At 72.7% G+C, this 24,526-nt stretch carries 26 protein-coding genes and 1 other RNA gene; 14 read left to right on the plus strand and 13 right to left on the minus strand.

The genetic code is table 11. From position 1 onward, the window contains the following. Positions 1 to 15: 15 nt before the first annotated feature. Positions 16 to 864, plus strand: a complete 849-nt coding sequence (gene map, locus ACFE7W_RS02790) for a type I methionyl aminopeptidase (RefSeq protein ID WP_375423239.1) — start codon at positions 16 to 18, stop codon at positions 862 to 864. Positions 865 to 934: 70 nt separating this feature from the next. Next, positions 935 to 1,321: RNase P RNA component class A (gene rnpB, locus ACFE7W_RS02795), an RNA gene on the plus strand. 55 nt (positions 1,322 to 1,376) lie between these two features. On the opposite strand, the gene ACFE7W_RS02800 is transcribed toward rnpB, so the two are convergent. Continuing rightward, positions 1,377 to 2,045, minus strand: coding sequence for a hypothetical protein (locus tag ACFE7W_RS02800; RefSeq protein ID WP_375423240.1), 669 nt, complete (start codon positions 2,043 to 2,045; stop codon positions 1,377 to 1,379). Between the two features lie 143 nt (positions 2,046 to 2,188). Here ACFE7W_RS02800 and ACFE7W_RS02805 point away from each other — a divergent pair, with 143 nt between their 5' ends. After that, complete coding sequence (locus ACFE7W_RS02805) at positions 2,189 to 2,920, plus strand: hypothetical protein (protein ID WP_375423241.1); 732 nt, start codon at positions 2,189 to 2,191, stop codon at positions 2,918 to 2,920. Here ACFE7W_RS02805 and arfB read toward each other — a convergent pair. Further along, complete coding sequence (gene arfB / locus ACFE7W_RS02810) at positions 2,880 to 3,329, minus strand: alternative ribosome rescue aminoacyl-tRNA hydrolase ArfB (RefSeq protein ID WP_375423242.1); 450 nt, start codon at positions 3,327 to 3,329, stop codon at positions 2,880 to 2,882. The two genes, ACFE7W_RS02805 and arfB, sit on opposite strands and share 41 nt — an antisense overlap. A gap of 61 nt (positions 3,330 to 3,390) precedes the next feature. On the opposite strand from arfB, the gene ACFE7W_RS02815 reads away from it, so the two are divergent. The 3 genes from ACFE7W_RS02815 to ACFE7W_RS02825 all read left to right on the plus strand — a co-directional run bounded on the left by ACFE7W_RS02815 (position 3,391) and on the right by ACFE7W_RS02825 (position 6,538). Then, a complete protein-coding gene (locus tag ACFE7W_RS02815; RefSeq protein ID WP_375423243.1) occupies positions 3,391 to 4,227 on the plus strand; it encodes an Fpg/Nei family DNA glycosylase in 837 nt (278 codons plus the stop codon). Positions 4,228 to 4,311: 84 nt separating this feature from the next. Continuing rightward, entirely contained in the window at positions 4,312 to 5,757 is a 1,446-nt protein-coding gene (locus ACFE7W_RS02820; protein WP_375423244.1) for a M15 family metallopeptidase, read from the plus strand. Positions 5,758 to 5,761: 4 nt separating this feature from the next. Then, a complete protein-coding gene (locus ACFE7W_RS02825) occupies positions 5,762 to 6,538 on the plus strand; it encodes a hypothetical protein (RefSeq protein ID WP_375423245.1) in 777 nt (258 codons plus the stop codon). A gap of 48 nt (positions 6,539 to 6,586) precedes the next feature. Here the strand turns inward: ACFE7W_RS02825 and ACFE7W_RS02830 are convergent, their stop codons facing one another. Further along, positions 6,587 to 8,026 (minus strand): RNB domain-containing ribonuclease, encoded by a 1,440-nt coding sequence (locus tag ACFE7W_RS02830; RefSeq protein ID WP_375423246.1) that lies wholly within the window; start codon positions 8,024 to 8,026, stop codon positions 6,587 to 6,589. 103 nt (positions 8,027 to 8,129) lie between these two features. After that, entirely contained in the window at positions 8,130 to 8,825 is a 696-nt protein-coding gene (locus ACFE7W_RS02835) for a zinc ribbon domain-containing protein (RefSeq protein WP_375423247.1), read from the minus strand. A gap of 235 nt (positions 8,826 to 9,060) precedes the next feature. Between ACFE7W_RS02835 and ACFE7W_RS02840 the strand changes: the two genes are divergently transcribed. Then, the gene (locus tag ACFE7W_RS02840) at positions 9,061 to 10,338 is read left to right on the plus strand and encodes a multidrug effflux MFS transporter (RefSeq protein ID WP_375423248.1); all 1,278 of its coding nucleotides are present in this window, start codon (positions 9,061 to 9,063) and stop codon (positions 10,336 to 10,338) included. A gap of 28 nt (positions 10,339 to 10,366) precedes the next feature. Here the strand turns inward: ACFE7W_RS02840 and ACFE7W_RS02845 are convergent, their stop codons facing one another. Both ACFE7W_RS02845 and ACFE7W_RS02850 read right to left on the minus strand, forming a co-directional pair. Then, positions 10,367 to 10,942 (minus strand): histidine phosphatase family protein, encoded by a 576-nt coding sequence (locus ACFE7W_RS02845; protein ID WP_375423249.1) that lies wholly within the window; start codon positions 10,940 to 10,942, stop codon positions 10,367 to 10,369. After that, positions 10,939 to 11,844: an acyltransferase domain-containing protein gene (locus ACFE7W_RS02850; protein WP_375423250.1), complete on the minus strand. Its 906-nt coding sequence runs from the start codon at positions 11,842 to 11,844 to the stop codon at positions 10,939 to 10,941. The genes ACFE7W_RS02845 and ACFE7W_RS02850 overlap by 4 nt, the downstream gene beginning before the upstream one ends. Before the next feature lie 43 nt (positions 11,845 to 11,887). Here ACFE7W_RS02850 and ACFE7W_RS02855 point away from each other — a divergent pair, with 43 nt between their 5' ends. Further along, positions 11,888 to 13,381 (plus strand): aminopeptidase P family protein, encoded by a 1,494-nt coding sequence (locus ACFE7W_RS02855; protein ID WP_375423251.1) that lies wholly within the window; start codon positions 11,888 to 11,890, stop codon positions 13,379 to 13,381. A gap of 5 nt (positions 13,382 to 13,386) precedes the next feature. After that, positions 13,387 to 14,466 (plus strand): magnesium and cobalt transport protein CorA, encoded by a 1,080-nt coding sequence (locus ACFE7W_RS02860; protein ID WP_375423252.1) that lies wholly within the window; start codon positions 13,387 to 13,389, stop codon positions 14,464 to 14,466. A gap of 18 nt (positions 14,467 to 14,484) precedes the next feature. On the opposite strand, the gene ACFE7W_RS02865 is transcribed toward ACFE7W_RS02860, so the two are convergent. Beyond that, on the minus strand, positions 14,485 to 15,078 hold the full coding sequence (locus ACFE7W_RS02865) for a sigma-70 family RNA polymerase sigma factor (RefSeq protein ID WP_375423253.1): 594 nt from the start codon (positions 15,076 to 15,078) through the stop codon (positions 14,485 to 14,487). 209 nt (positions 15,079 to 15,287) lie between these two features. Here ACFE7W_RS02865 and ACFE7W_RS02870 point away from each other — a divergent pair, with 209 nt between their 5' ends. Beyond that, a complete protein-coding gene (locus ACFE7W_RS02870) occupies positions 15,288 to 16,157 on the plus strand; it encodes a GTP-binding protein LepA (protein WP_375423254.1) in 870 nt (289 codons plus the stop codon). 39 nt (positions 16,158 to 16,196) lie between these two features. On the opposite strand, the gene ACFE7W_RS02875 is transcribed toward ACFE7W_RS02870, so the two are convergent. The 5 genes from ACFE7W_RS02875 to ACFE7W_RS02895 all read right to left on the minus strand — a co-directional run bounded on the left by ACFE7W_RS02875 (position 16,197) and on the right by ACFE7W_RS02895 (position 19,757). Beyond that, positions 16,197 to 16,724, minus strand: coding sequence for a GNAT family N-acetyltransferase (locus ACFE7W_RS02875; RefSeq protein ID WP_375423255.1), 528 nt, complete (start codon positions 16,722 to 16,724; stop codon positions 16,197 to 16,199). Between the two features lie 9 nt (positions 16,725 to 16,733). Continuing rightward, positions 16,734 to 17,978, minus strand: a complete 1,245-nt coding sequence (locus ACFE7W_RS02880; protein ID WP_375423256.1) for an RNA polymerase sigma factor — start codon at positions 17,976 to 17,978, stop codon at positions 16,734 to 16,736. Further along, positions 17,975 to 18,367 carry a YciI family protein gene (locus tag ACFE7W_RS02885; protein ID WP_375423257.1) on the minus strand — a complete coding sequence of 131 codons (393 nt, stop codon included), beginning with the start codon at positions 18,365 to 18,367 and terminating at the stop codon, positions 17,975 to 17,977. The genes ACFE7W_RS02880 and ACFE7W_RS02885 overlap by 4 nt, the downstream gene beginning before the upstream one ends. Before the next feature lie 119 nt (positions 18,368 to 18,486). Then, positions 18,487 to 18,993: a general stress protein gene (locus ACFE7W_RS02890; RefSeq protein WP_375423258.1), complete on the minus strand. Its 507-nt coding sequence runs from the start codon at positions 18,991 to 18,993 to the stop codon at positions 18,487 to 18,489. A 71-nt stretch (positions 18,994 to 19,064) separates the two neighbouring features. Beyond that, positions 19,065 to 19,757: a VOC family protein gene (locus ACFE7W_RS02895; RefSeq protein ID WP_375423259.1), complete on the minus strand. Its 693-nt coding sequence runs from the start codon at positions 19,755 to 19,757 to the stop codon at positions 19,065 to 19,067. Between the two features lie 114 nt (positions 19,758 to 19,871). On the opposite strand from ACFE7W_RS02895, the gene ACFE7W_RS02900 reads away from it, so the two are divergent. From ACFE7W_RS02900 to ACFE7W_RS02915, 4 genes are read left to right on the plus strand one after another with little or no spacing between them, the layout of a single operon-like run. Beyond that, positions 19,872 to 20,891 (plus strand): zinc-binding dehydrogenase, encoded by a 1,020-nt coding sequence (locus ACFE7W_RS02900; RefSeq protein WP_375423260.1) that lies wholly within the window; start codon positions 19,872 to 19,874, stop codon positions 20,889 to 20,891. 51 nt (positions 20,892 to 20,942) lie between these two features. Next, on the plus strand, positions 20,943 to 22,226 hold the full coding sequence (locus ACFE7W_RS02905; RefSeq protein ID WP_375423261.1) for a magnesium transporter MgtE N-terminal domain-containing protein: 1,284 nt from the start codon (positions 20,943 to 20,945) through the stop codon (positions 22,224 to 22,226). A 58-nt stretch (positions 22,227 to 22,284) separates the two neighbouring features. Next, positions 22,285 to 22,794 carry a DUF1003 domain-containing protein gene (locus ACFE7W_RS02910; protein ID WP_375423533.1) on the plus strand — a complete coding sequence of 170 codons (510 nt, stop codon included), beginning with the start codon at positions 22,285 to 22,287 and terminating at the stop codon, positions 22,792 to 22,794. 53 nt (positions 22,795 to 22,847) lie between these two features. Further along, positions 22,848 to 24,017, plus strand: coding sequence for an Mrp/NBP35 family ATP-binding protein (locus ACFE7W_RS02915; RefSeq protein WP_375423262.1), 1,170 nt, complete (start codon positions 22,848 to 22,850; stop codon positions 24,015 to 24,017). Positions 24,018 to 24,084: 67 nt separating this feature from the next. On the opposite strand, the gene ACFE7W_RS02920 is transcribed toward ACFE7W_RS02915, so the two are convergent. Then, the gene (locus ACFE7W_RS02920) at positions 24,085 to 24,510 is read right to left on the minus strand and encodes a sec-independent translocase (RefSeq protein ID WP_375423263.1); all 426 of its coding nucleotides are present in this window, start codon (positions 24,508 to 24,510) and stop codon (positions 24,085 to 24,087) included. Positions 24,511 to 24,526: the final 16 nt, after the last annotated feature.

Genomic DNA, 24,526 nt, shown 5'->3' on the forward strand with positions numbered 1-24,526 from the left:
CTACGCTTGCCGGTCGTGACCTCGATCCTGCCCGCCCGGGTGTCCCCCGCCCGGCCGGTGCCCGCGGCCATCACCCGCCCCGCGTACGTGGGTCATCCGGCTCCGCAGCCGTACGAGGGCCCAGACGTCCAGTCGCCGGAGACGGTGGCCAGGATGCGCGTCGCCGGACGGATCGCCGCCCGCGCCATCCGGGCAGCGGCCGCGGCGATCGCGCCGGGGGTGACCACCGACGAGCTCTACCGGGTGGCGCACGAGTACCTGGTCGACGCAGGCGCCTACCCCTCGACGCTGGGCTACCGCGGCTTCCCGAAGTCGTGCTGCACCTCGGTCAACGAGGTCGTCTGCCACGGCATCCCGGACGCGCGACCGCTCGCCGAGGGCGACCTGGTCAAGATCGACATCACCGCCTACGTCGACGGCGTGCACGGCGACTCCTGCGCGACGTATCCCTGCGGCGAGCCGGACGAGGCGTCCCGGCTGCTGAGCGAGCGCACCGCCGAGGCCCTGCGTCGGGGCATCGCTGCGGTCCGGCCGGGCCGGCAGGTGAACGTCATCGGGCGGGTGATCGAGAGCTACGCGCGCCGTTTCGGCTACGGCGTGGTGCGCGAGTACACCGGCCACGGCGTCCACACGGCGTTCCACTCCGGGCTGGTCATCCCCCACTACGACGACCCGCGGCGGGACACGGTGATGCGGCCCGGGATGACCTTCACCATCGAGCCGATGCTGACCCTGGGGACCGAGCGGTGGCGCCTGCGGGACGACGGCTGGACCGTCGTCACCGCCGACGGCAGCCGCTCCGCGCAGTTCGAGCACTCCCTCGTGGTCACCGAGACCGGTGCCGAGATCCTGACCCTGCCGTGATCCCTGGACAGACTGTCCGAGGGCTCGGGCCCTCTGACGTGGCGACAACTCGGTTAGAGTGACGCCCGGACGAGTCGGTCAGGCGGTCGCGGTCACCTTCCGGGGTGGTCGAGGAAAGTCCGGACTCCACAGAGCACGGTGGTGGGTAACGCCCACCCGGGGTGACCCGCGGGACAGTGCCACAGAGAACAGACCGCCCTCGCGGCAACGCGGGGGTAAGGGTGAAACGGTGGTGTAAGAGACCACCAGCACCCCAGGTGACTGGGGTGGCTCGGTAAACCCCACCGGGAGCAAGACCAAGAGGACACGCGTGCGTGTCTGCGGAGGCGTCCGAGGGCTGCTCGCCCGAGTCTCCGGGTAGGTCGCACCAGGCCGCTGGCAACAGCGGTCGCAGATGGATGATCGCCCCCGGCCCTCGGGCCGGAGACAGAATCCGGCTTATCGACCGACTCGTCCCCACAGCCTCCCGCCAGGGGCCGCCCGCTCAGCCGGTCGGACCACGAGGACGGGAGTCAGGCGATCGAGCCCGAGAAGTACGCGGTGTGGTGGTCGATGTCGGGGGTGAACCCCAGCACGACGTCGTCCTGGTCCTTCACCGGGATGCTGAAGGTGCTCGAGATGACCTCGTCCTTCCCCGACGCGATGCTGCCGGACAGGCCCCTGTCGTGCTGCCCGGGCAGACCGATCGGGTCGGCGGGCTCCTTGTCCGGACCGTAGGAGAGCTCGTAGTCGCCCACGAGCTCCGACATCCGGTGCTTCGACCCGTTCTCGACGCGCACGGTCAGCTGGACCCAGGGGGTGCCCTTCTTCAGCCGGGCTCCGGCGGTGACGTCCTTGGCCGTGACCGTGCCGTGCCTGACCTTCGTGATCTCGATCCGGACGCCGTCCTTGTAGGTGTACGCGTCGTCGAAGGAGGTGTTCTTGCTGTCGGAGGTGTCGTCGCCCTGCTCCTCCACACTGCCGTCGTCGGACGGCTTGGAGGTGGCCGACGGGCTCTTCCTCGGAGTTGCAGTGCTCGAAGGCAGGGGGCTCGAAGGCAGGGGGCTCGAAGGCAGGGGGCTCGAGGGCAGGGGACTGGACAGGGCGGTACCGGAGGTGACCGGACCGGCGGGAGCGGCCGAGGTGCACGCCGCCAGCGCGGTGAGGCCAACGGCCACGGTGACAGCGAGCAGTCGGCGCACGGGTACCTCCAGGACAGGAACGATGGTGATCCACAGCATGGGGCAGCGACGCGGCTCGTGCACAGCCTGCGAGCACGTCGCAGTTGTCCACAGCTTCCGCGCGGCCGGTCGACGACGGCCGGTTGGCTGCGTACGGTTCCGTCATGACACGCAGCGCACTGCGCCGTGTCCTCGGGAGCTGGCGACGACGCGTCTACGACGTGGCGTCCTCACGCCGCCGACGACACCGGTTCCTCGACGAGATCGCCCAGGCCCGTAGGACGGGGCTGCCCGTGAAGGTCAACCTCGGTGCCGGCCGACGCGGGCTGCCCGGCTGGGTGAACACCGACATCTCCTGGCCCTGCCCGGCGTACCTGGACGCGACCGCGCCGTGGCCGGTGCCCACCAGCAGCCTGCGCTTCGTCTACGGCGACAACATGATCGAGCACTTGACGCTGCCCCAGAGCCGCGACCTGCTCAGACAGGCCTACGTCGCGCTGGCGCCGGGAGGGGTGATCCGGCTGTCCACGCCGGACGTCGAGGCCAGCGCCCGGAGCTACCTCGAGAACGGGGACCTGGCCCGGCTGGGCATGGCCCGCAACGCCGAGCTCGGCCACGTGCTCGAGCACCCCGTCCAGCTGCTGGCCGAGGTCTACGTGGGTGCGGAGCACTACCTCGGCTTCTGCTACGACTACGCGGCGCTCGCCGCCGAGCTCGGTGCCGTCGGCTTCGAGGTCCACCGGTGTCGGGCCGGGGAGAGCAGCCATCCCGAGCTGCAGGGGCTGGAGTACCGGATGCACCCGGCCGAGGTCGCCACCCAGCTCTGCGTGGAAGGCACCAAGCCCGACGAGGACGCTACGACCAGTCGGCGCCCCGACCCCCGCGCCGGGCCTTGACCTGCGAGCGGAGCTGCTTAGCCTTCAGCCGCCGTTCGACCGAGCCCCGGGTGGTCGCGGTCCGCCGTCGGCGAGGGGCTGGCGCGGCCAGGGCCTGCCGGAGCTGGCGGACCAGCCGTTCCCGCGCGGCCTGCCGGTTGCGTAGCTGCGCCCGGTACTCCGAGGCGGCCACCACCAGGGCGCCGTCGACGAGCGCGCCGGCCAGCCGAGCGTGCAACCGCTCCTGGAGGGCCGGGCTGAGCCGGGCCACCGCGGGCGAGGCGTCCGGTCGCCAGATCAGCTCGGCCCGGCTGTCGGTGGTGTTGACGCCCTGACCACCGGGTCCGGGCGAGCGGGAGAAACGCCACCGCAGCTCGTCGGGCTCGAGCACGAAACCCTCCGTCACCGGCAGCGGACCGTCCACCCTCATGCTCGGAAGCCTAGGCACGACCGCTGGTGTCCCTGCTTGGCCGGCCGGGCAGACTGAGCGCGTGCCGGAGCTGCCCGAGGTCGAGAGCGCCCGCGCAGCCATCGAACGCGCGGGGCTGCGCCGCAGGATCGCCGAGGTCGACGACGCGGACACCTGGGAGTGCCGGCCGCACCCGCCCGGCGAGATCCGCGACGCGCTCGTCGGCCGTACGCTCACCGGCGCCTTCCGTCGAGGCAAGTCGATGTGGTGCGAGACCTCCGGCGTCGGCCGGTCCCGCCGGCCCGGTCCGGTGCTCGGCGTGCACCTCGGGATGAGCGGTCGGATCCTGATCACCTCTTCTCGCGGAGAGCTGACCGAGGGCGGGGACTGGGAGGGTGGGCGCTACGGCCAAGGTGGCGAGCGGCCCGAGCGCAAGCCGGTATGGGACCGCTTCACCCTGACCTTCACCGACGGTGGGACGCTGCGGCTCTTCGACAAGCGGCGGCTCGGCCGGGTCCGGCTGGATCCCGACCTCAGCGCCCTGGGACCGGACGCTCAAACGGTCGGCGCGGACGAGCTCGCCGAGCGCGTGGGTCGCGGCCGCGCTCCCCTCAAGGCGCGGCTGCTGGACCAGACCGTGGTGGCCGGGGTCGGCAACCTGCTGGCTGATGAGACCCTGTGGCAGGCGCGGCTCTCGCCCCGGCGGCCGGCCGACGAGCTCAGCCCCGCCGAGCTGCGGACCCTGCACGACGCCCTGCACGCGGCAACGCTGGCCGCCATCGAGCACGGCGGCGTGCACACCGGCGAGGTGATCGACTTCCGGGGCCAGGGCCGGCACTGCCCGCGGTGCGGGGCCGAGATGCAGGTCGCGACGGTCGGCGGCCGGACCACCTGGTGGTGCCCGCAGGAGCAGCGCTAGCCGGGACGACGAGCAGCGCCGGTGAGAACTGCGGGGTACGATCGCCGGACCTCGAACCCCGCTCACCGAACGAAGGCGTCGACCGTGCGAACTCCCCCCTCGCGCACCGCCCACGGCACCGTCCTGGCGGGCGCCCTCTGTGCGCTGCTGACCCTGGCCGCCGCGCCGGCCGGAGCGGAGACGCCGTCCCCAGCCCCCTCCCCCACACCGCCGTCCGCGTCACCTTCCCCTGCGCCCTCCGCGGACCCGGGACCACCGACGGCGCCGACCCCCACCCCCACGGCGTCGACCGGGGTCGACACCACGACCAGCCCGACTCCGGCGCCCACCCCGAGCGGTCGAGTGGTGCCCCAGACGGAGTCCGACCCGGGCAGCCTCACGCTGCGGGTCGCCGCGCTCGGTAGCCCGGTGGCCGGCCGGTTCTATGAGGACCTCGGGCGCTACGGCTTCTCGGGCCAGGTGAGCGGCATCGCCGACGGCAGCGCGATCGAGGTCTACCGCCGGTCCGCCAGCGGCACCTGGGCGAAGGTGGCGACCGCCACGGTCGCATCGGGCGTCTACGCCACCAGCCTCCCGGTGACGGCCAAGGGCGTGACGAGCTTCCAGGCCACGACGGGCGGCGCCCCGGGCAGCGGGGACGAGGTGTCCAGCGCGGCGGCCCGGGTGACCGTCGCTGACTCCACCGTGCACCTGACCGTGCCCGCAGGAGTCAACAGCCTCAAGAACCCGACGCTCAAGGGCTCGGTCAGTCCGGCCCGGGCCGGCGTCCACCTCCACCTCGCGGTCCGCATCGGCAGCACCTACAAGGTCGTGGCCTCGCCCGTCACCAACGCCCGAGGGCAGTTCAGCGCGACCTTCGCGCACGGCCGCACCCACCTGGCCCGTTACCGCGTCCGGACCGCGTTCCACGCGGCCAACCGGGACCGCTGGGAGACCAGCGCCAGCCATGTCCTCCGCCGCGTCGCCGTCCTGGACGCGGTGGCCACCGACACCACCAAGGCCGACGTGGCCGACACCTACCGCCGGGGCTGCCCGGTGGGACGGTCGAAGCTCCAGACCGTCCGGATGAACTACTACGGCTTCGACCACCGGATGCACCGGGGTGTGCTCATCATCCGCACCGACCTGGTGCCGGAGATCACCCGCTCGTTCCGCGCCGGACTGGCGGCGCGGTACCCGATCGCCAAGATGAAGAACCCGAACGCGTACGGCGGCAACGACCCCAAGCAGATGAAGGCCAACAACACCAGTGGCTTCAACTGCCGCAAGGTCGTCGGCAACCCGTACGCGCAGTCGCCGCACTCCTACGGCATCGCCATCGACGTCAACACCGTGCAGAACCCCTACCGCGACGGTCACGGGAAGTGGTGGCCCTCGAACGGCAAGAAGTACCGCGACCGCAGCCCGCTGAAGAAGGGGATGCTGGGCAAGTTCTCGACCCTGACCAAGAAGCTCACCAGCGAGGACTTCTTCTGGGGCGGCCGCTGGAACCCGGGCCGGGACTACCAGCACTTCGAGTACCGGCCGTGAGCGCGTGCCGGAGCGCCTGACGCGCGGGCCGGCTGTCGCGCCGACCCTGCTGGCGGCGCTGGCGCTCGCCCTGGTCGGCGGCTGCTCGGCCCCGGCACCCGCGGCGCCGCAGCCCAGCCCGGCCGCCACGTCGACCGCGCCGTCCCCCACAGCGTCGAGCTCGAGCCCCGACCCGGCCCTCGTGCCGGACGAACCGACCACGACCAACACCCTGCCCCCACCACCGGAGCCCACCGCCCCAGCGCCCTCGAGCGCCGGTGACCTCGAGGCGTCCGCCCTGCCCGTCCCGGCCGGCTGGCGGACGGTCGCCCGCACGGGCAGCGAGGAGGAGGGCTACCGCGGTAACGGCACCTGGGTGCACGCCCGCGACCCGCGCTACGCAGCCCAGGACGTCATCACCATCGGCTGTGCCGACGTCACCCGCGACGACTACCCCGACCCGGTGGCGGCGCTCGCCGGGGACTATGTCGACGCGGCGGACCATCCCGGCGTCGGGCTGGCGCTGCAGTTCGCCGACGCCGACGCCGCCGGCCGCTACTGGACGCGGTACGTCGACCAGGTCCGCGCCTGCACCACCCTGGACGACCCGGTGCACACCGAGCTGGTCGCCGCCTCGTCGACCGGGCCCGACGGGCTGATCGACCGCCGGACCTACCCCGACAGCAGGTGGACCGAGGTCGCCCGACGCTCCGGCGCCCGGGTCACCCTCGTGATCCTGACCGACGCCGGCCCCCGGCTCACGACGACCGAGGCCCGCCGGTTGATCGAGCAGCTGGGCTGAGCTCCTCCACCTGGGGGCGAGGCGGTGACGACGACGTCACCGGACCGTTCACGGCTTCGCCGTGGCCAGCTCGAAGGTGACCGCGCCGGCCTCGAAGGAGGCGGTGGCGAGGCGGACGGAGACCTCATGCCCCAGCGGCAGGTCCGGCCCGACCACCTTCGCCTCGACGGCCGGCGCGGCGAGCATGACGACGCCGCGCTGCCGCGACCTGTCGACCTCGATCACCGTCGCGGGGAACACCTCACCGATCCGGCCGGCGAGCAGCCCGACCTCCACCAGGTCGATCACCGCCCGCTCGTACGCGCTCGCGCGGTGGCCGGCGGCCGCCATCTCGGCCGGCAGGGCGTCGAGCGCGCGGGTGACCCACTCCGGTACCGGGGTGCCGGAGCAGAGCGCGAGGCAGACCTCCCCGGCGTAGCGGTCGACCAGCCGGCGCAGCGGAGCGGTGCAGTGGGCGTAGTCGATGGCCAACGCCGAGTGCTCCGCGTCCTCGGGCACGCTGCCGGAGAACGCCTGGTAGCCCGCGCCGCGGAACAGTGTGGTGCACGCGTTCAGCATCGCCGCCTCGGCGGCGACGTGCGGATCGAGCCGACGGACGAACTCCGGGTAGTCCAGCTCGGCCGGCCAGGCGATGTGCAGCGCCTTCGCGGTCTGGCGCAGCCGGCGGAGCGAGCCGGCGTCCGCGGGTGGCATGGTGCGCAGGATGCCGATCTGGCCGTAGAGCATCAGGTGTGCGGCGGCCATCCCGGTGAGCAGCGAGATCTGCGCGTTCCAGCCCTCAACCGGCAGTGGCGCCCGGAACTCCAGCCGCCAGCCGTCCTCAGCCGGGACCACCTCCTGCTCGGGGATCTGCAGGCTGACGCCGCCGCGCTCGCGCTCACGCTGCTCGCGCCACCTCCCGACCACCCGGAGCAGGGCCAGCGACTCCCGCGCCGAGCCTGAGTCGATCTCGGCCTGGACGCCGGGATAGTCGAGCTGTTCGCGGCTGCGCACGAGCGCCCGGACGACCTCGGCGTCGGTCATCTGCCCGCCCGCGTCCAGCCGCAGCGTCCACAGCAGGGCCGGCCGGACCTGGTCCGGCAGCAGGCTGGCGGCTCCCTCGCTCAGCGCCGGCGGGTGCAGCGGGGTGCGGTGGTCCGGCGCGTAGAGGGTCATCCCCCGGCGGTGCGCCTCCTGGTCGACCGGGTCGCCGGCGGTGACGAAGGCGGCGACGTCGGCGATGGCGTAGGAGACGACGAAGCCATCTTCGGCTCGGGCGATGTGCAGCGCCTGGTCGAGGTCGCGCGACCCGGCCGGGTCGATCGTGACCAGCTCGAGGTCGGTCCGGTCCAGCGTCGGCAACCGCGGGGCCGCAGCAGCCCGCTCGGCCGCGGCGGTGACGTCGGCCGGGAAGCCGTCCGGCACCTGCTGCTCGGAGCGGATCCGGGCCAGCCCTGCCGCCAGCTCCGGCGGCACGACGACGGGCAGCTCGACCTTGCGCGCAGGCATGGCCGCAGACTACAAGGCCCCTACCGGCCGACCAGCTGCTCGAGCACGAACCTGACGTGGCTCCGTGCCTCGTCGGGGGCCCTGACGTCCCGAGCCCGCGCCGTCACAGACCCGACTCGGGCGTCCGGACCAGGATCCGGCCGCACTCCTCGCAGCGCAGCACCTCATCCGGCGGGGCGGCGGCGAAGGCCCGCAGGTCGGCGGAGTTGAGCTCGAGCCGGCAGCCGGTGCAACGCCGGGCCCGCAGCTCGGCGGCCCCGATGCCGGCGTGGGTGCCGCCGATCTTGTCGTAGAGCGTGACCAGCGGGCCGGGCAGCAGCGGCACGATCCCTTCCCGCACGGTCTGCCGGTCCGCCATCTCGAGCTCGAGCTCGCGCAGCTGCCGGTCGCGCTTGGCCGAGAGGACGCCCAGCTGGCTGTCGATCTCGGCGGCCTCCATCCGCAGCCTGTCGCGACCCTCGGTGGCCGTCTCCAGCTGCTCCATCACCTCCAGCTCGGCGTCCTCGAGGTTGTCGATCCGGCGTTTGAGGTGGTCGATCTCCTCGATCATCGAGTTCAGCGCGCGGGGGTCGGCGATCGTGCCGTCGGCCACCCGGTGCTGGTTGCGGCTGAGGCGCTCGCGTACCGGCTCGAGGTCGTTCTCCGCCCGCCGCTGCTCACGCTCCAGGTCCGAGACGACGGTGTCCGCCCCGACCAGGTCCGACGCCAGGGAGGTGAGGCTGGAGTGCAGCCGCTGGATCTCGAGGAGCTCGGGGAGCGTCCGGCGGCGGTGTGCCAGCTGGGCCAGCGCCGTGTCCACCGCCTGCAGGTCGAGCAGACGCCGTTGGTCGGCTGGGTCGGCTTTGATCGCGAGCTCCCTCCACGACGGGCGCCGCCGCAGGCCCCCGGATGCGCTAACCCTACGTCTCTCACGCTCGCGATCGCCTCCCGTGGGCCGGGAATGAATCTGTCCCATGTCTGGTTGCCGCCAGCACACACCGTCGTGCCTGCCGCTCCGTTCGCCGGAGCCGATTTCGACCCTCCGAGGACGACGCATGACCACCATCGCCGAACCCACCACGTCCGCTGCCCTGTCGCAGGCCGCTGCGGGGACCACAGCCTCCGCCACCCACTTCGTCGGCCGCCGCTACCTCCAGCTGGTCCTGGTGCTGGGCGCGCTCAGCGCCATCGGTCCGCTGACCATCGACACCTACCTGCCGGCCCTGCCGCGGCTGAGCGCCGACCTGGGCGCCAGCGACTCCCAGGCCCAGCTCACCATCACCGGCCTGATCGTCGGGATGGGTCTCGGCCAGCTGGTGATCGGTCCGCTCTCCGACGCTCTCGGTCGGCGGAAGCCGCTGCTGGTCGGGCTCGCGCTGCACGGCGCGATGTCGGTGCTCTGCGCACTGGCCCCTTCGATCACCCTGCTCGCCCTCACCCGGACCCTGCAGGGCGTCGGCGGCGCGGCCGTGGCCGTGGTGTCGATGGCGATCGTCCGCGACCTGTTCAGCGGCGTCAAGGCGGCCCAGCTGCTCTCCCGGCTGATGCTCGTCGTCGGCGTAGCGCCGGTGCTGGCTCCCTCGCTGGGCAGCGCACTGCTGACCCTCACCTCCTGGCGCGGCATCTTCGTGGTCCTCGCGGTCGCCGCGGTGGCCCTCCTCGTCCTCGCGCTGGTGGCCCTGCCCGAGACGCTGCCGACCGTTCGGCGCTCCCGCGCCAGCCTGGGCGGCTCGCTGCGGGCCTACCGCGGGCTGTTCGGTGACCGGCTGTTCGTCGTGATGGTGCTGGTCTCCGGCTTCAGCTTCGCCACCCTGTTCGCCTACATCTCCGGCGCGCCGTTCCTGCTGCAGGAGCTGTACGGGCTCACGCCGCAGCAGTTCGGGCTCGCGTTCAGCGTCAACGCGTTCGGCCTCATCCTGATGACCCAGCTGAACCCGGTCCTGATCCGCCGGGTGAGCCCGGTCAGGGTGCTGATGGTCGCCGTGGCCGTGTCCACGGTCGCCTCGGCCGCCCTGGTCGCCACCGCCCTCACCGGCTTCGGCGGCCTGCTCGGCTTCCTGGTGCCGCTGTGGTTCGTGGTGGCGTCCGCCGGCCTCTCGTTCCCGAACGCCCCGGCGATCGCCCTCAACCGGCACGGCGAGTCCGCCGGCAGCGCCGCCGCCCTGCTCGGCTCGGCCCAGTTCGTCCTGGGCGGGATGATCGCGCCCCTGGTCGGCGCCCTCGCCGACGGCACCGCCGTCCCGATGGCCGCCGTGCTGCTGGGGACCAGCGCCGTCGGTCTGGCGCTGCTGCTCACCTCCCGCCGGAGCCTGACCAGCGTCTCCTACGAGTAGCGCCTGCCGGCGCGGGCTGGGGTGACTCCTAGACCCGGGCGTTCCAGCGCTCGAGGGCCGGCTCGCCCTTCTCCTGGCCCAGGACCGAGATGGTGCTGGTGTCCAGGGGAAAGTGCAGGCCGAGGCGGAGGTCGAAGCCGAGCCAGCGCATCGCCAGGGCCCGCAGGGCGTGCCCGTGGCCGAAGCAGATGGCCCGCTCGACGCCGGAGTCGCGGACCCGGGCGACCACCCGGTCCAGCCGTTCGGTGACCTGGTCGGCGGACTCGCCGTTCGGGACGGGGTGGGTCCAGATCGTCCAGCCGGGGACGTCCTGCTGGATGTCGTCGCTGGTGCGGCCCTCGTAGTCGCCGTAGGCCCACTCGGCCAGGTCGTCGTCCAGGACCGGTTCGTGTGCCCCGGTGAAGCCCGCCAGCTCGGCGGTGTGCCGGGCCCGGCGTCGCGGGCTGCTCAGCACCAGCCCGAAGTCGTCCGGCCTCAGGTGCCCGCACAGGGCCAGAGCCTGCTCCTCGCCGTGCCCGGTCAGCGGCAGGTCGGTCACGGAGGTGTGCCGGCCGTTGGCACTCCATTCGGTCTGGCCGTGCCGGACCACCCAGAGATCGGTCACGCGCGGAGTCTCTCCGGGCCGGCTTCGCTCATCGGGATCAGCCCGGCCCACACCGACCAGTGCTCACCCGCCTGAAGCCGCTGCACGATCACCCGTTGGAGGCTCGTCCGCTGCGGCAGGGTGTCGAGATCGACCTCGCCCCGGCGCGCGAAGGTGAAGAACAGCGCGTCCTCGTCCCCGGGCATGGGGTCACCGTACAGGTGCCACCGACGCTGGAAACGGGCCATGTTGGACGCCGGGTCCAGGGCCTGGGCCAGCGCCGGGTCGAGCAGCCAGCTGTGGCACCAGAAGTCGGTCGCGGGACGTTCCGGGAAATGCCGCGGGAAGAAGGTGGCCGCCCGCGCGAACGAGTCGTCCACGGCCGCCGCGTCGAGCCGTCCGGACTGCGGGATGTGGGTGGAGACGACCCAGCCGGTCGGCAGCAGCTCGAGGTTGAACTGGAGCCGGCCGAGCCAGTACAGCGAGCCCGACCAGGCCACCGGGACCCACCAGTACGTGTGCAGCCCGAAACTTCCGTAGGTCTGCCGGTGCACCCAGACCTGCTGGCCGAGCTCGGTCAGGGTCTGGGCGCTGACCTCCTCGGGCACCCCGCGAGAGCGGTGGAACGCCACCAGGTCCGGCGCGGTGGCCACCAGGGCCAGCAGCGGCAGCACGCCCACGCCGTACGGGTCGGCCGAGACGTCAAAGTCGGGCCAGAGGTCGCGGTCGGGTTCCCCGGGAAAACGGCCCACCACCCCACGCAACGCGGTCGCCAGCCGGTCCACCACGGCCAGCTGGTCCGGCGCGTCCCGCACCTGCACCAGCACCGCCTCGAGATCGGACCGGTCGTCGGGGCGCAGGCCCAGCCGGTCCAGCCAGCCGGGGAGCTCGAGGCCCAGCAGCAAGTCGTCGGTGGCGGGCATCTGCACACCCTAGAGGCGTGGGAGCGGGTGCAAGAATGCAGACATGAGCGATCGTCAGCCTGCCCTGCCGAACCGCCAGACCCCGTTCTCTGACGCGTTCAAGCAGTTCATCGGGGAGGGCTGGGCCCCCTACCCGGCCGAGCCACCCGCGCCGCTGCCGGCCTCGGACGTGGCGGGCGCGCGCCGGGACGCCGTCAGCGCCCTCTTCCCCGGTGACCGGGTCGTGGTCGGGGCCGGCGGGCTCACCGTCCGCTCCAACGACACCGACCACCGCTTCCGGCCGCACTCGGCGTTCGCACACCTCACCGGGCTGGGCACCGACCGCGAACCCGACGCCGTCCTGGTGCTGGAGCCGGTCGACGGTGGCCACGAGTCGACGCTGTACTTCCGCCCGCGCGCGCCCCGGGACTCTACGGAGTTCTACGCCAGCAGCCGGTACGGCGAGATGTGGGTGGGCCGGCGGCCCTCGCTGGACGAGCTCGCCGCTCTCTGCGGCATCGCCTGCGCGCCGGTGGACGAGCTGCCCGACCGGCTGGCCAAGGACGCCGACACCGTCGGGATCCGGACGCTGACCGAGACCCTCGACGGTCCCGTGGCCGAACGGCTCGCCGAGGTCCGCGGCGACGAGGCGGCGGTCGCCGAGGCGGACGAGGAGCTCCGGGTCGCGCTGAGCGAGCTGCGCCTGGTCAAGGACGCCTTCGAGATCGAGCAGCTGCGGGAGGCGTGTCGCCAGACGGCCGAGGGCTTTGCCGCCGTCGTGGCCGACCTGCCGGCGGCCGTCGAGCGGGGCCGAGGCGAGCGCTGGGTCGAGGGGGTCTTCGGCCTGCACGCCCGACACGTCGGCAACGCGGTCGGCTACGACACGATCGCCGCCGCCGGCGACCACGCCTGCACCCTGCACTGGATCCGCAACGACGGCGACGTGCGGCCGGGGGACCTGCTGCTGCTGGACGCCGGAGTTGAGCTGGACAGCCTGTACACCGCCGACGTCACCCGCACGCTGCCCATCTCGGGTGAGTTCAGCGACGCCCAGCGCCGGGTCTACGAGGCGGTCCTGGAGGCTCAGGACGCCGGCATCGCCGCCGCCCAGCCGGGCGCGACCTTCTCCGACGTCCACCGGGCGGCGGTCGCGGTCATCGCCCGGCACCTGGCCGACTGGGGCCTGCTACCGGTCAGCGCCGAGGAGTCGCTGACCGAGGAGGGCGGCCAGCACCGCCGCTGGATGGTGCACGGGACGTCGCACCACCTGGGCATCGACGTGCACGACTGCGCGCAGGCGCGCCGCGAGAACTACCGGGAGGGCACGCTGACCCCCGGGATGGTGCTGACGGTCGAGCCCGGGCTCTACTTCAAGTCCGACGACCTGCTGGTTCCCGAGGACCTGCGCGGCATCGGCGTCCGGATCGAGGACGACATCGTGATCACCGAGGACGGCAACGAGAACCTCTCCGCCCAGCTGCCCCGCAGCAGCACCGAGGTCGAAGCCTGGATGGCCTCGATCTGGGGCCCGGCCACGGCCGCGCCCACCCGAGACTGACGCCGATGACCACCACGCCCCAGCGCCGCCACCTGCCGCACCTCCCGGCGCTGAACCGGCGGCTGGAGCCGACGGGCGCGTCGACGAGGAGCGCGGACTCGGTGGTGGCGTGGGCCTGGTACGTCAACGGGGTCCGCCGCCCCGTGGGCAGCCTCTCCCTCGCCGCCCGGCAGGCCCAGGCCGGCGAGGGGTTCGTCTGGCTCGGGCTGAAGGACCCGTTGGACGCGGACCTGGCGGCCCTGGCCAAGCAGTTCGACCTGCACCCGCTGGCCGTCGAGGACGCCGCGTACGGCCACACCCGGTCTAAGCTCGAGGTCTTCGGCGACACCTTGTTCATGGTCGTGTCCACCGTGGCCTACGTCGACCACGAGGAGCTGACCGAGAGCTCGGAGGTCGTCGCCACCGGGCAGGTGATGGTCTTCCTCGGCGAGGGGTTCGTGATCACCGTCCGGCGCGGTGAGCACGCGCAGCTGAGCGCGCTGCGGCGCTCGTTGGAGGCCGACCCCGCCCGGCTGTCGCGGGGGCCGTCGGAGGTGCTGTACGCGGTGGCCGACAAGATCATCGACGACTACCTCGGCGTGGTGCACGAGTTCGAGACCGACGTGGACGAGGTCGAGACCCGCGTCTTCTCCCGCGGCGGCCAGCACGAGGTGGACCGGGTCTACCAGCTCAAGCGGGAGCTGATCGAGTTCAAGCGCTCCGTCTTCCCGCTCGGCGGACCGCTGCTGCGGCTGGCCACCCGGGAGCTCCCCGGCGTGCCCGAGGACAGCCGCGCCTACTTCCGCGAGCTGGCCGACCACCACACCGAGGCGAAGGAGGCCGTCGCCTCGTTCGACGAGGTGCTGAGCTCGATCCTGCAGGCCGGACTGGCCCGGGCCTCGGTCGCCGACAACGAGGACATGCGCAAGATCTCCGCCTGGGTGGCCATCGTCGCCGTCCCGACCATGGTGGCCGGGATCTACGGCATGAACTTCAAGTACATGCCCGAGCTGGAGTGGCACGACGGCTACTTCTTCACCCTCGGCCTGATCGCGGCGATCATGATCGGCCTCTACCTCGGCTTCAAGCGGAACCGCTGGCTCTGAGCTCGTCGCCGCCCGCCTTCACGCGGAACCGCCGGCCGCCGGCAGCTGCAGCCGGAGCTGCTGAAGCCCGTCCCGCATCCGTGTCTTGAGCGTGCTGAGGGGGATGCCGGCCAGCGCGGCCGCCTCCTGGGGGGAGCGTCGCTGCAGGTACACCAGGCTGAGCGCTTCCCGTTGCCGCGGGCTGATCAGGGCCAGCATCGGCCCCACCTGCTCGGCGTCGAGGCGCGCCACCACCTGGTCGGCGTGGTCGTCCTCCAGGAAGTCCGGCGCCCCCGAGGTGTAGCGCCGCTCCTGGCCGATGGTGCGGGTGATGGACCGGACCCGGTCGATGGCGCGGCGGCGGGCGATCATCGTGATCCAGCCCAGCACGGACGCCCGCTCGGGGCAGTAACGCTCGGCCTGCTGCCACACCTCGAGGTAGGTCTCCTGGGTGACCTCGGAGGCCAGCTCGGGACAGCGGACCACCCGCAGCACCACGGCGCGCACCCGACCACGGGTCCGCAGGTGCAGCTCCTCGAAAGACCCCTCGACCCCGTGCCGCGCCTCGCGCAGCAGCTGCTCGAGCGGGCATCCCGGTTCCATCAGCAGGACCGGATCGATCGGACCCGACATACCGGCTCTCCTCGGTGTTCGTTTGGTCGACCACACGAACCCGAGAACCCCAGTATGCACACCTCGCGACCCGTTCGTGCGCGACCGCACCGCGCACGACCGATCCGTGACCTGGCTGAGAGCCGAACCGGCACTTCACAGCGTCGCCGGACAATCCCGGGCCCGCGGCGCGACGAAGGACGGGTGACGCTTTGCCGAAGGAGCAACCCATGACCCAGCCTCGCGCGGACGCCGCCCGAATCCTCGCCCACGTGGAGCGGCTCGGCGAACGCCACCCACCCGTCGACCTGGCCACGGCCGACTACAGCGCGCGCGACGCGGACGCTCTCCGACGGCGCTTCGCCGGGCCGCTGCAGTACATGGCCCGGGTAGAGATGGAGGTCGAGCGGAACGTGCTCGAGCTGGCGATGATGCTGCCCGGGGTGAGCGAGACCGACCGGCTCTTCTACGCCGACGTCTGGGGGCCCCAGGAGGAGCACCACGGCATCCTGCTCGACACCCTCGGCCAGCAGCTCGGCATGGCGCCGGCCACGCCCGACCTCACCGTCGCGCCACGGATCCGGGTGCTCGGCGCGCTCTCCCACCTCCCGGTGGTGCACGAGGTGATCCGGCTGCTCTACTACCTCACCGGTGCCGCCACCGAGAAGTCCGCGATGCTCGCCTACCAGGCGATGAGCACCGGCCTGGGCGAGATGGGCGAGACCGCGATCAAGAACACCGTGGTCGACCCCATCAAGGTCCAGGAGCCGGGTCACTTCGCGTTCTACCGGCTGAGCGCCACCGAGATGGTGCAGCGCGGCGTCCTCGCGCCGTGGCAGCTGCACCTGGCCCGCATCCTGCGCTCCAAGACCTTCGGCCTCGTCGGGGCCAAGACCCGCGAACAGCGCACCCAGTTCGGCAGCGTCCTGGTCGAGCTGGGTCTCGAGGAGAACATCGAGCACCACCTCCGCGACATCGTCCGCGTGGAGACGTCCCTGCTGGACGCCCGCCACGAGGGGCTCGCGGTGCCGGCGTACGCGCTGGCCGCCTTCCGCGACGCCGCGGAGCTCTACCACGAGAAGCTCCGGCTGGCTGCCTGAGCAGGGCCGGCGCCCGTCCGAGCCCCGGCTCAGCTGAGGTCAGCGCAACTCGGCGGGCGGGCCCTGGCCCGGGTCGAGATCGAGCTGCAGCAGGGCGACGTCGTGCCAGGTGTCGAACTTCCAGCCGACCTGCCGCAGGACCCCCACCGACTCGAAGCCGAACGCGCGGTGCAGCCCGGCACTGGCGTCGTTGGGCAGGGTCATGGCCGCGGTCGCGGTCTGGTAGCCGCGCTCACGCAGCCGGGTCAGCAGCGCCTCGTAGAGCTGCCGGCCGCCACCCGTGCCCTGCCGACCCAACCCCAGGTAGACGCTCACCTCGCAGGCCCAGCGGTAGGCCTCCCGGCTCTTGTACAGCCCTCCGTAGGCGTAGCCCAGCAGCTGGTCGTCCTCCTCCAGCACCAGCCACGCGTGCCCGGCCTGGGCGACGGCGATCCGGCTCGCCATCTCGGTCACGGTCGGCGGCTCCGTCTCGAACGAGACCGCCGTCTGGCGCACATAAGGGGCATAGATCCCCGCACAGGCGGCCGCGTCCGCCGGCGTCGCGTCGCGGACCACCCGGGCGCTCACGCGGGGAGGCTATCGCGTCAGTGCGGCCGCGCGCCGACTCAGGTAGCGCTGCTCGGGCAGGCTGGCCGTCAGCGAGGCCGCACGGGCGTAGTCGCGGGCCGCACCTTCCGCGTCGCCGACCAGCTCGAGCAGGTGCGCCCGCGCCGCGAAGCTGCGGTGGTACCGCTGCATCGCCGGGTCCGCCAGCAACGCCTCCACCATCGCCAGGCCCGCGCCGGGACCTTCGGCCATGGCCACCGCCACGGCGCGGTTGAGCGTGACGGCAGGACCGGGGGCCACCCGCTCGAGCATCGCGTAGAGCCGGCTGATCTGGGGCCAGTCGGTCGCCGCCCAGGTCAGGGCCTCCGCGTGCACCGCGGTGATCGCCGCCTGCAGCTGGAAGCGGCCGACGTGGCCCCGCGGCAGCACCAGCTCCAGCAGGGCCACCCCTTCGGCCACCAGGTCGGCGTCCCAGCGGGTCCGGTCCTGCTCGGCCAGCGGGACGAGGTCGCCGGAGCCGTCGGTCCGCGTCGCCTGACGCGCCTGGGTGAGCAGCATCAGCGCCAGCGCGCCGGCGACCTCGTCGTGGTCGGGCAGGGCCTGGCGCAGCTGACGGGTGAGCCGGATCGCCTCGCCGGTCAGCTCGTCGTCGACGAGCGCGCTGCCCGAGCTGGCCGTGTACCCCTCGTTGAACACCAGGTGCAGCACGTCCAGCACCGCGGCGACACGCTCGGGCAGTTCACTCGCCGACGGCCGCGCGAACGTGGCGCCCGCTGCACGCAAGCTGGCCCGGGCCCGGCTCAGCCGCTGGGCCATCGTCGACTCGGGCACCAGGAAGGCCGCCGCGACCTGCGCGGTGGTCAGGCCCGACACCGCCCGCAGCGTCAGCGCCACCTGGGACGGGCGGGTCAGCGACGGGTGGCAGCAGAGCAGGACGAGCTGCAGGCTGTCGTCGGTCGGGGGCTGGTCCGCGTCGGCGGCGGGGGCGGCGAGAGCGGGCGGCCGAGCGCCGGCGTCAGCCTTCTCGCGTCCGGCGCGGGCACGTTCGGCCCGGATGTGGTCGACCAGACGCCGCGACGCGACGCGGATCAGCCAGCCCCGCGGGTTGTCCGGCGTCCCGTCCCTCGGCCACTGGACGGACGCGGCGGCCAGCGCCTCCTGAGCCGCGTCCTCGCAGTCCTCGAGGTCGCGGTGGCGACGCAGCAGGGCACCCAGGACGTGCGGCGACTCCCGCCGCCACACGTCCTCCAGCCCGTCCCGCGGAGCGAGGGTCACTGGTCCTCGCCACCGCCTCCCATCACCGGACGCAGCTCGACCGTCTCGCCGGGCCCCGAGAACAGGGCCGCGACCGCCTCGGCGCGTTCGCGGGTCTCGACGTCGATGAGGAAGAAGCCGGCCAGGTGCTCCTTCGTCTCCGAGTACGGCCCGTCGGTGGCCAGCGGCTCACCGGTCCGCCAGCGGTAGAGCGTCGCGGTGGACGGGTCGCCCAGGGCCTGGCCGCCGAGCAGCTCGCCGCGCTCCGACATCTCCTCGAGGACCCGGTCGAAGTCGGCTCCCAGCCGGGCCCGCTCCTCGGCAGGCAGCGCCTGGTGCTCGGCCACGAAGTCGCTGGTCGGGTGTCCCCAGGGCTGGGGGTTGGAGTGGATCAGGATGACGTACTTCACGGTGGCGCTCCTCGGCGGTCACGGGGGCCCGGTTGACCCTCCGCCGAGACGTCGGAGCCGCAGACGTCATCTCGACACGCGGCCGGGGCTGCTCGAGGGGGGCCTACTCGAAGCCGGGTCTACTCGAAGGCGGCGGCGCGGGCGCCGGGCAGCCGGAGCAACATCTCGCGGGCCTGAGCGGCGACCTTGTGCTCGCAGAGCACCTCGTACTTGGTGGCGACGGTCTGGGTGACCGAGGTGAAGTCACGCTTGCCCCGGGTCGCCGCGTAGCCCAGGGCGCCGATGCCCACGGCGAAGATCACCGCAGTCACCAGGGCCAGCACGAACAACGCCAGGAATCCCTGTGGACGTAGAAAAACGAAGATCAACAACGACACGAGGACGCCGGTCGTGAGCCCCGACTGCACCCCGGCCAGGATCACCGTGCTCCAGCTGCGGCGACCGAGCACCCGCTCGACCGACTTGAGCTCGGTCCCCACGATGGCGAGGTTCTGCACCTCGAACTTCTCGTCGGAGAGGAAGTCCACCGCCTTCTGCGCGTCGGCGTAGCTGGAGTAGATGCCCACCGACTGGGGGAACTGAAGCTCGAAGATCGAACCCAGCGGCCGTTGCTGCGACATGCTCATCTGTCCTCCTGGAGGCGAGGAGTCAAATCTAGCGGCTGATGCTGACCGTTGCCTGTGAGCGAGCCGGCGAACTACCCCGGTGGGGCGAAGACGCAGAACTCGTTGCCGTCGGGGTCGGCCAGCACGTCCCAGGCGATCTCGTCGTCGCGGGTCCGGAGCAGCCGCGCCCCGGCGGCGACCGCGTCGGCCGGGTCGCCGCATACGTCCCAGTGCACCCGGTTCTTGACCTGCTTGGCCTCGGGAACGGCCTGGAAGACCAGCTCCCAGGGCATTCCCGGGACACCTTCGAGCCAGCAGAAGCCCTGCTCGGTGTCTCGCTGGACGGGAACGCCGAAGCGGTCGGCCCACCAGGCGGCGATCCGCTCGGGGTCGGCTGCGTCGACGACCAGCTCGTACAGGCGGTAGCGCGGCAGCTGGTCGGCCGGCCGGACGAAGGCACAGAGCTCGCCGCCCTCCGGGTCGCGCATCAGCGTCCAGTGCGGCAGCTCCCGGGTGACCTCGGCTCCCAGCCCGACCAGGTCCCCGACCGAGCCGACGAGGAGGTCCAGGTGCACGCGCTGCTTCACGGTCTGCGGCTCGGGCACCGCGTTGACCCAGAGCGTGTGGGCAGGGTCGTCGTCGTGCAGCCGGTAGAGGTCCCCGCGCCGCTCCGCGGTGAGGCCCAGCGCCGCGCTCCAGAACCGGGCGGCCAGGGCGGCGTCCACGGCGTCCAGGCACAGGTCCTGGTAGCGCAGCCGACCAGCCACACCCTCGACGGGACTCACGGGCCTCCCCTCCACGGTCCCCAGGATCCTCGGGGGACCCGCCGGCCGCACGTCGTCACCGTAGCGCGCGCCCGCGCGGGGCCCGGCGGCTGGGAGGCCCTATGCTGACCGGCCATGCGCGCGCTGTTGATCACCGCCCCGGGCGAGGCGGAGGTCCGTGAGGTGCCGGCGCCGCGGGCGCACGGTGGCGAGGTGGTCGTCGAGGTCGAGCAGGCCGGGGTCTGCGGCACCGACATGGAGCTGTTCCACGGCACGCTGTCCTACATCCGCGACGGCTTCACGACCTTCCCCATCCGACCCGGGCACGAGTGGTGCGGCCGCGTCCGGTCGGTCGGCGCCGGGGTCAACCACGCGCTCGTCGGGCAGCGGGTGATCGCCGACACCATGCTCGGCTGCCGCCGCTGCGCCCGTTGCCGGGCCGGCCGGCACCACCTGTGCGCGATCCGCACCGAGATCGGTATCCGGGGAGACCAGCCCGGGGCGCTGGCCGAGCGGCTCGTCGTCCCGGCCTGGGCGTTGCACCCCATCCCCGAGGTGCTGAGCCCGGCGGCCGGTGCGCTGGTCGAGCCCGGGGGGACGGCTCTGCGCGCCGTCCGCGCGGCCGGGCTGACCGGCGGTGAGGAGGTCCTCGTGCTCGGAGGCGGGACGATCGGCCTGCTCTGCGCCGCGTTCGCCGCCGTGAGCGGCGCCCGGGTCACCGTGGCCGACCCGCGTCCGGAGGGGCTCGCGCTGGCCGGTCGCTACGGCGCCGCAGCCGTCGCGGTCGACGACCTGCCCGACGAGCCGGCCTTCGAGGTGGTGGTGGACGCCAGCGGCGCCGCCGAGAGCCCGGCGCGCGGCGTCCAGCTGACCGAACCGGGTGGGCGCCTGGTGCTGGTCGGGCTGCCCGGTCAGCCCGCCATGATCGACAGTCGGGAGCTGGTCTTCGGCGACCTGACGGTGTCCGGCCTGCTCGGCGCCTCCGCCGGTCTGGAGGGGGCGATCGTCTGGTACGCCGCCGGCGAGGTGGTGCCTGATGACCTGGTGGCCGCCGTGGTGGGGCTGGCCGAGATCCCCGACGTGCTCCGCGGGGTCCGACCGGCCGGGGCCGGGCCCGGCCCGAAGATCCACGTCCAGCCCACACGGCACGGCTAGCTTCGCCGGGCAGCCGTCACTGCGGGCGTCCTGCTGCGGGATACTCGACCCGTGGCAGCCTCCAACGCGACGTCGGTCTTCATCTCCCGGATCCGGGGGCTGCCGGTGCTGGACGCCGGCGGGGACCAGGTCGGCAAGGTGCGCGACGTCGTCATCCAGCGCCGGGCCGCCGGACGGCCGCCCCGGGTGAAGGGACTGGTCGTCGAGCAGTTCGCCCGACAGCGGATCTTCGTCCCGATGGGCTCGGTGCAGCGGCTCGACGCCGTCCAGGCGACGGTCAGCGGACCGGTGAACACCAAGCGCTTCGAGCGACGCGAGTCCGAGACGCTGGTGATCGACGACCTCTTCGACCTCACCGTCGACCGGCTCGACCACCCTGAGAGCGCGACGATCTTCGACGTGGCCATGCGACCGGCGCGGACGCTGGAGTGGGAGCTCTCGGAGGTGGCCCTGCGGCTGGGGGCCAAGCCCGGCCGCTTCAGCCGGCGCAGCAACCACACGACCATCGTCGACTGGTCGACCATCACCATGCTCAGCGTCGACCACAGCCAGGGGACGGAGCAGACGCTCGCCCAGCTGGACGAGATGAAGGCCGCCGACGTCGCCCGCGAGCTGCACGAGATGTCCCCCGAACGGCGCGCCGAGATCGCGTCGGCGCTGGACGACGGCAAGCTCGCCGATGCGCTCGAGGAGCTGCCCGAGGACGAGCAGGTGCTGCTTATCACCGCGCTCGACCCCGACCGGGCGGCCGACGTGCTGGAGGAGATGGACCGCGACGACGCCGCCGACCTGATCGCCGAGCTCGCCCCCGAGTTGGCCGAGGTGCTGCTGGCCCGGATGGAGCCTGAGGACGCCAAGGACGTCCGACGGCTGCTCAACTACGCCGAGTTCACCGCCGGCGGCATGATGACGCCGGAGCCGGTGATACTGCCGCCCGACGCCACCGTCGCCGAGGCGCTGGCCCGGGTCCGCGACGTCGAGCTCACCCCGGCCCTGGCCTGCATGGTCTACGTCTGCCGGGCGCCGCTGGAGACCCCGACCGGCCGGTTCATCGGGGCCGTGCACTTCCAGCGGCTGCTGCGCGAACCGCCGTCGACCCTCGTCTCGGCCCTGATCGACAGCGACCTCGAGCCGCTGTCCGCCGGTGGCAACCTGCACGCCGTCAGCCGCTACTTCGCCACCTACAACCTCGTCAACGCCCCCGTCGTGGACGGCGAGCACCGGCTGATCGGTGCCGTCACCGTCGACGACGTGCTCGACCACGTGCTGCCGCAGGACTGGCGCGGCACGCAGCTGGACGGGCTGGCGGCTGCCTCGCCGGTGAGCCGTGGCTAGGGCCGAGCGGGCCTCGGCGCGGCTGAACACCCCGGGCGGCCGCCGTCGACGCTTCGAGATGCCGCGGTTCGAGTTCGACCGGGACGCCTTCGGCCAGTTCGCCGAGGGGTTCGCCCGCTTCATGGGGACAGCCCGGTTCCTGGCCTGGATGACGGTCATCGTCGTCGTCTGGGTGCTGTGGAACGTGCCGGCCGGGCCGGCGCGGCCCCGCTTCGACGACTACCCGTTCATCTTCTTGACCCTGGTGCTGTCGCTGCAGGCCTCCTACGCCGCGCCCCTGATCCTGCTGGCGCAGAACCGGCAGGAGGCGCGTGACCGGGTCGGGCTGGACGCCGACCGCGCCCAGAACGCGCAGAACCGGGCCGACATGGACTTCCTGGCCCGAGAGATCGCCAGCCTGCGCAACTCCGTCGGAGAGCTGGCCACCCGCGACTACGTCCGATCCGAGCTGCGCGCCGAGCTGCGGACGATCCTGGCCGAGCTGGACGCCGCCGAGGACGCCCGACCAGGTGCGCGCGAGGGCGAGAACGGCCACCGCTCGAGCAGCCGCGAATCCGAACGCCGCTGAGGTCCCGACGAACGAAGTCAGCCCGCTGGTGCGCCTCACCTAGGCTTGGGGGCATGTCCGCCGCTGTTCTCGACCACCCCCTGCTGCCCTCGATCAACGCCGCCCTGGCTCGCGTCGACGACCCCGAGATCAAGCGGCCGATCACCGAGCTGAAGATGGTCAACGCCGTCGAGGTGGACGCGGAGGGCCGGGCCCGGATCGAGGTGCTGCTCACGGTCTCCGGCTGCCCGATGAGGGACACGCTGACCCGCGAGGTCACCGCGGCGGTCTCGTCGGTGGCGGGCGTGACGGCGGTGCGCGTCGACCTCGGCGTGATGAGCGACGAGCAGCGCGTCGCCCTCCGCGAGCAGCTCAAGGGCGGCCAGCCCGACCGCGAGATCCCGTTCGCCCGGCCGGACACGCTGACCACGGTGATCGCGGTCGCCTCGGGCAAGGGCGGGGTCGGCAAGTCCTCGGTGACGGTGAACCTGGCTCTCGCGCTCGCCGCAGCCGGCCGCAGCGTCGGGGTGCTCGACGCCGATATCTACGGCCACTCCGTCCCGGCGATGCTCGGCATCGCCGACGCCCGTCCCACCTCGGTCGAGGACATGATCCTGCCGGTGCCGACGCTGGGTCTGAAGGTGATGTCCATCGGCATGCTGAAGCCGCGGCGCGACCAGGTGATCGCCTGGCGCGGACCGATCCTCGACCGGGCGCTGACCCAGATGCTGGCCGACGTCTACTGGGGCGACCTGGACTACCTGCTGCTCGACCTGCCGCCCGGGACCGGTGATGTGGCCATCTCCCTGGGCCAGAAGCTGCCGAACGCGGAGGTGCTGGTGGTGACCACCCCGCAGGCCGCGGCCGCCGAGGTCGCCGAGCGCGCCGGCACGATGGCCTCGATGATGAACCAGCGGGTGATCGGGGTGGTGGAGAACATGTCCTACCTCGCCGCCACCTGCCCGCACTGCGGCGAGGAGCAGCGGCACGAGGTCTTCGGCAGCGGCGGCGGCCAGGACACCGCCGACACCCTGACCACCCGGCTGGGCTACCCGGTCCCCTTGCTGGCGCAGGTGCCGCTGGACCCGCAGCTGCGGGCGGGCGGAGACGAGGGCGTCCCCGTGGTCAGCGGGGCGCCGGGCCTGCCCGCCGCCCGCGCGCTGCAGGCCCTGGCCGACGGTCTGGACCGGCGCGGACGCAACCTCGTTGGCCGCCAGCTCGGCCTCGCCCCCGCCGGTCGATAGGCGATCGGCGGACCTTGTGCTGAGGAGTCGTTCGTCGTCCAACGACTTCTCGACACAAGATCTGCGCTCAGGTCGCGTCGGGGTCGAACGGCGTCCGCGGCTCCGACGAGACGGCCGCGGTGACCGGGTCGCCGTCCCGGGCGCCCTCGATGGCGGCACTGATGTCGCCGGCGGCGCCGGTGACGGTGGTCGACACATCGGTCAGCTCGGCCTTGACGTCGGCGACGATCGGCTGAACCTCGTCCAGCAGGTGCTTCTGGACGAAGGCCTTCGGGTTGAGGTCGCGGAAGTCCAGGTTCTCGAAACCCGGACCGAGCTCCTTGCTGAGCTGGTCCTGCGCGTTCCCGGCGAGGGTGCGCACGTACTGGACGATCCGGGCGGCCTTTCGGGCCAGGTCGGGCAGCCGCTCGGGTCCGAAGAGGATGATCGCGAGGACCAGGAGCAGCAGGAACTCGGGCGCGTTGACGTCGAGCAGCAGGGGCGTCATCAGCATCGGGGACGATCCTAGG

Origin of the sequence: uncultured Friedmanniella sp. (assembly GCF_964244285.1) — a bacterium.
Taxonomy (GTDB): domain Bacteria; phylum Actinomycetota; class Actinomycetes; order Propionibacteriales; family Propionibacteriaceae; genus Microlunatus.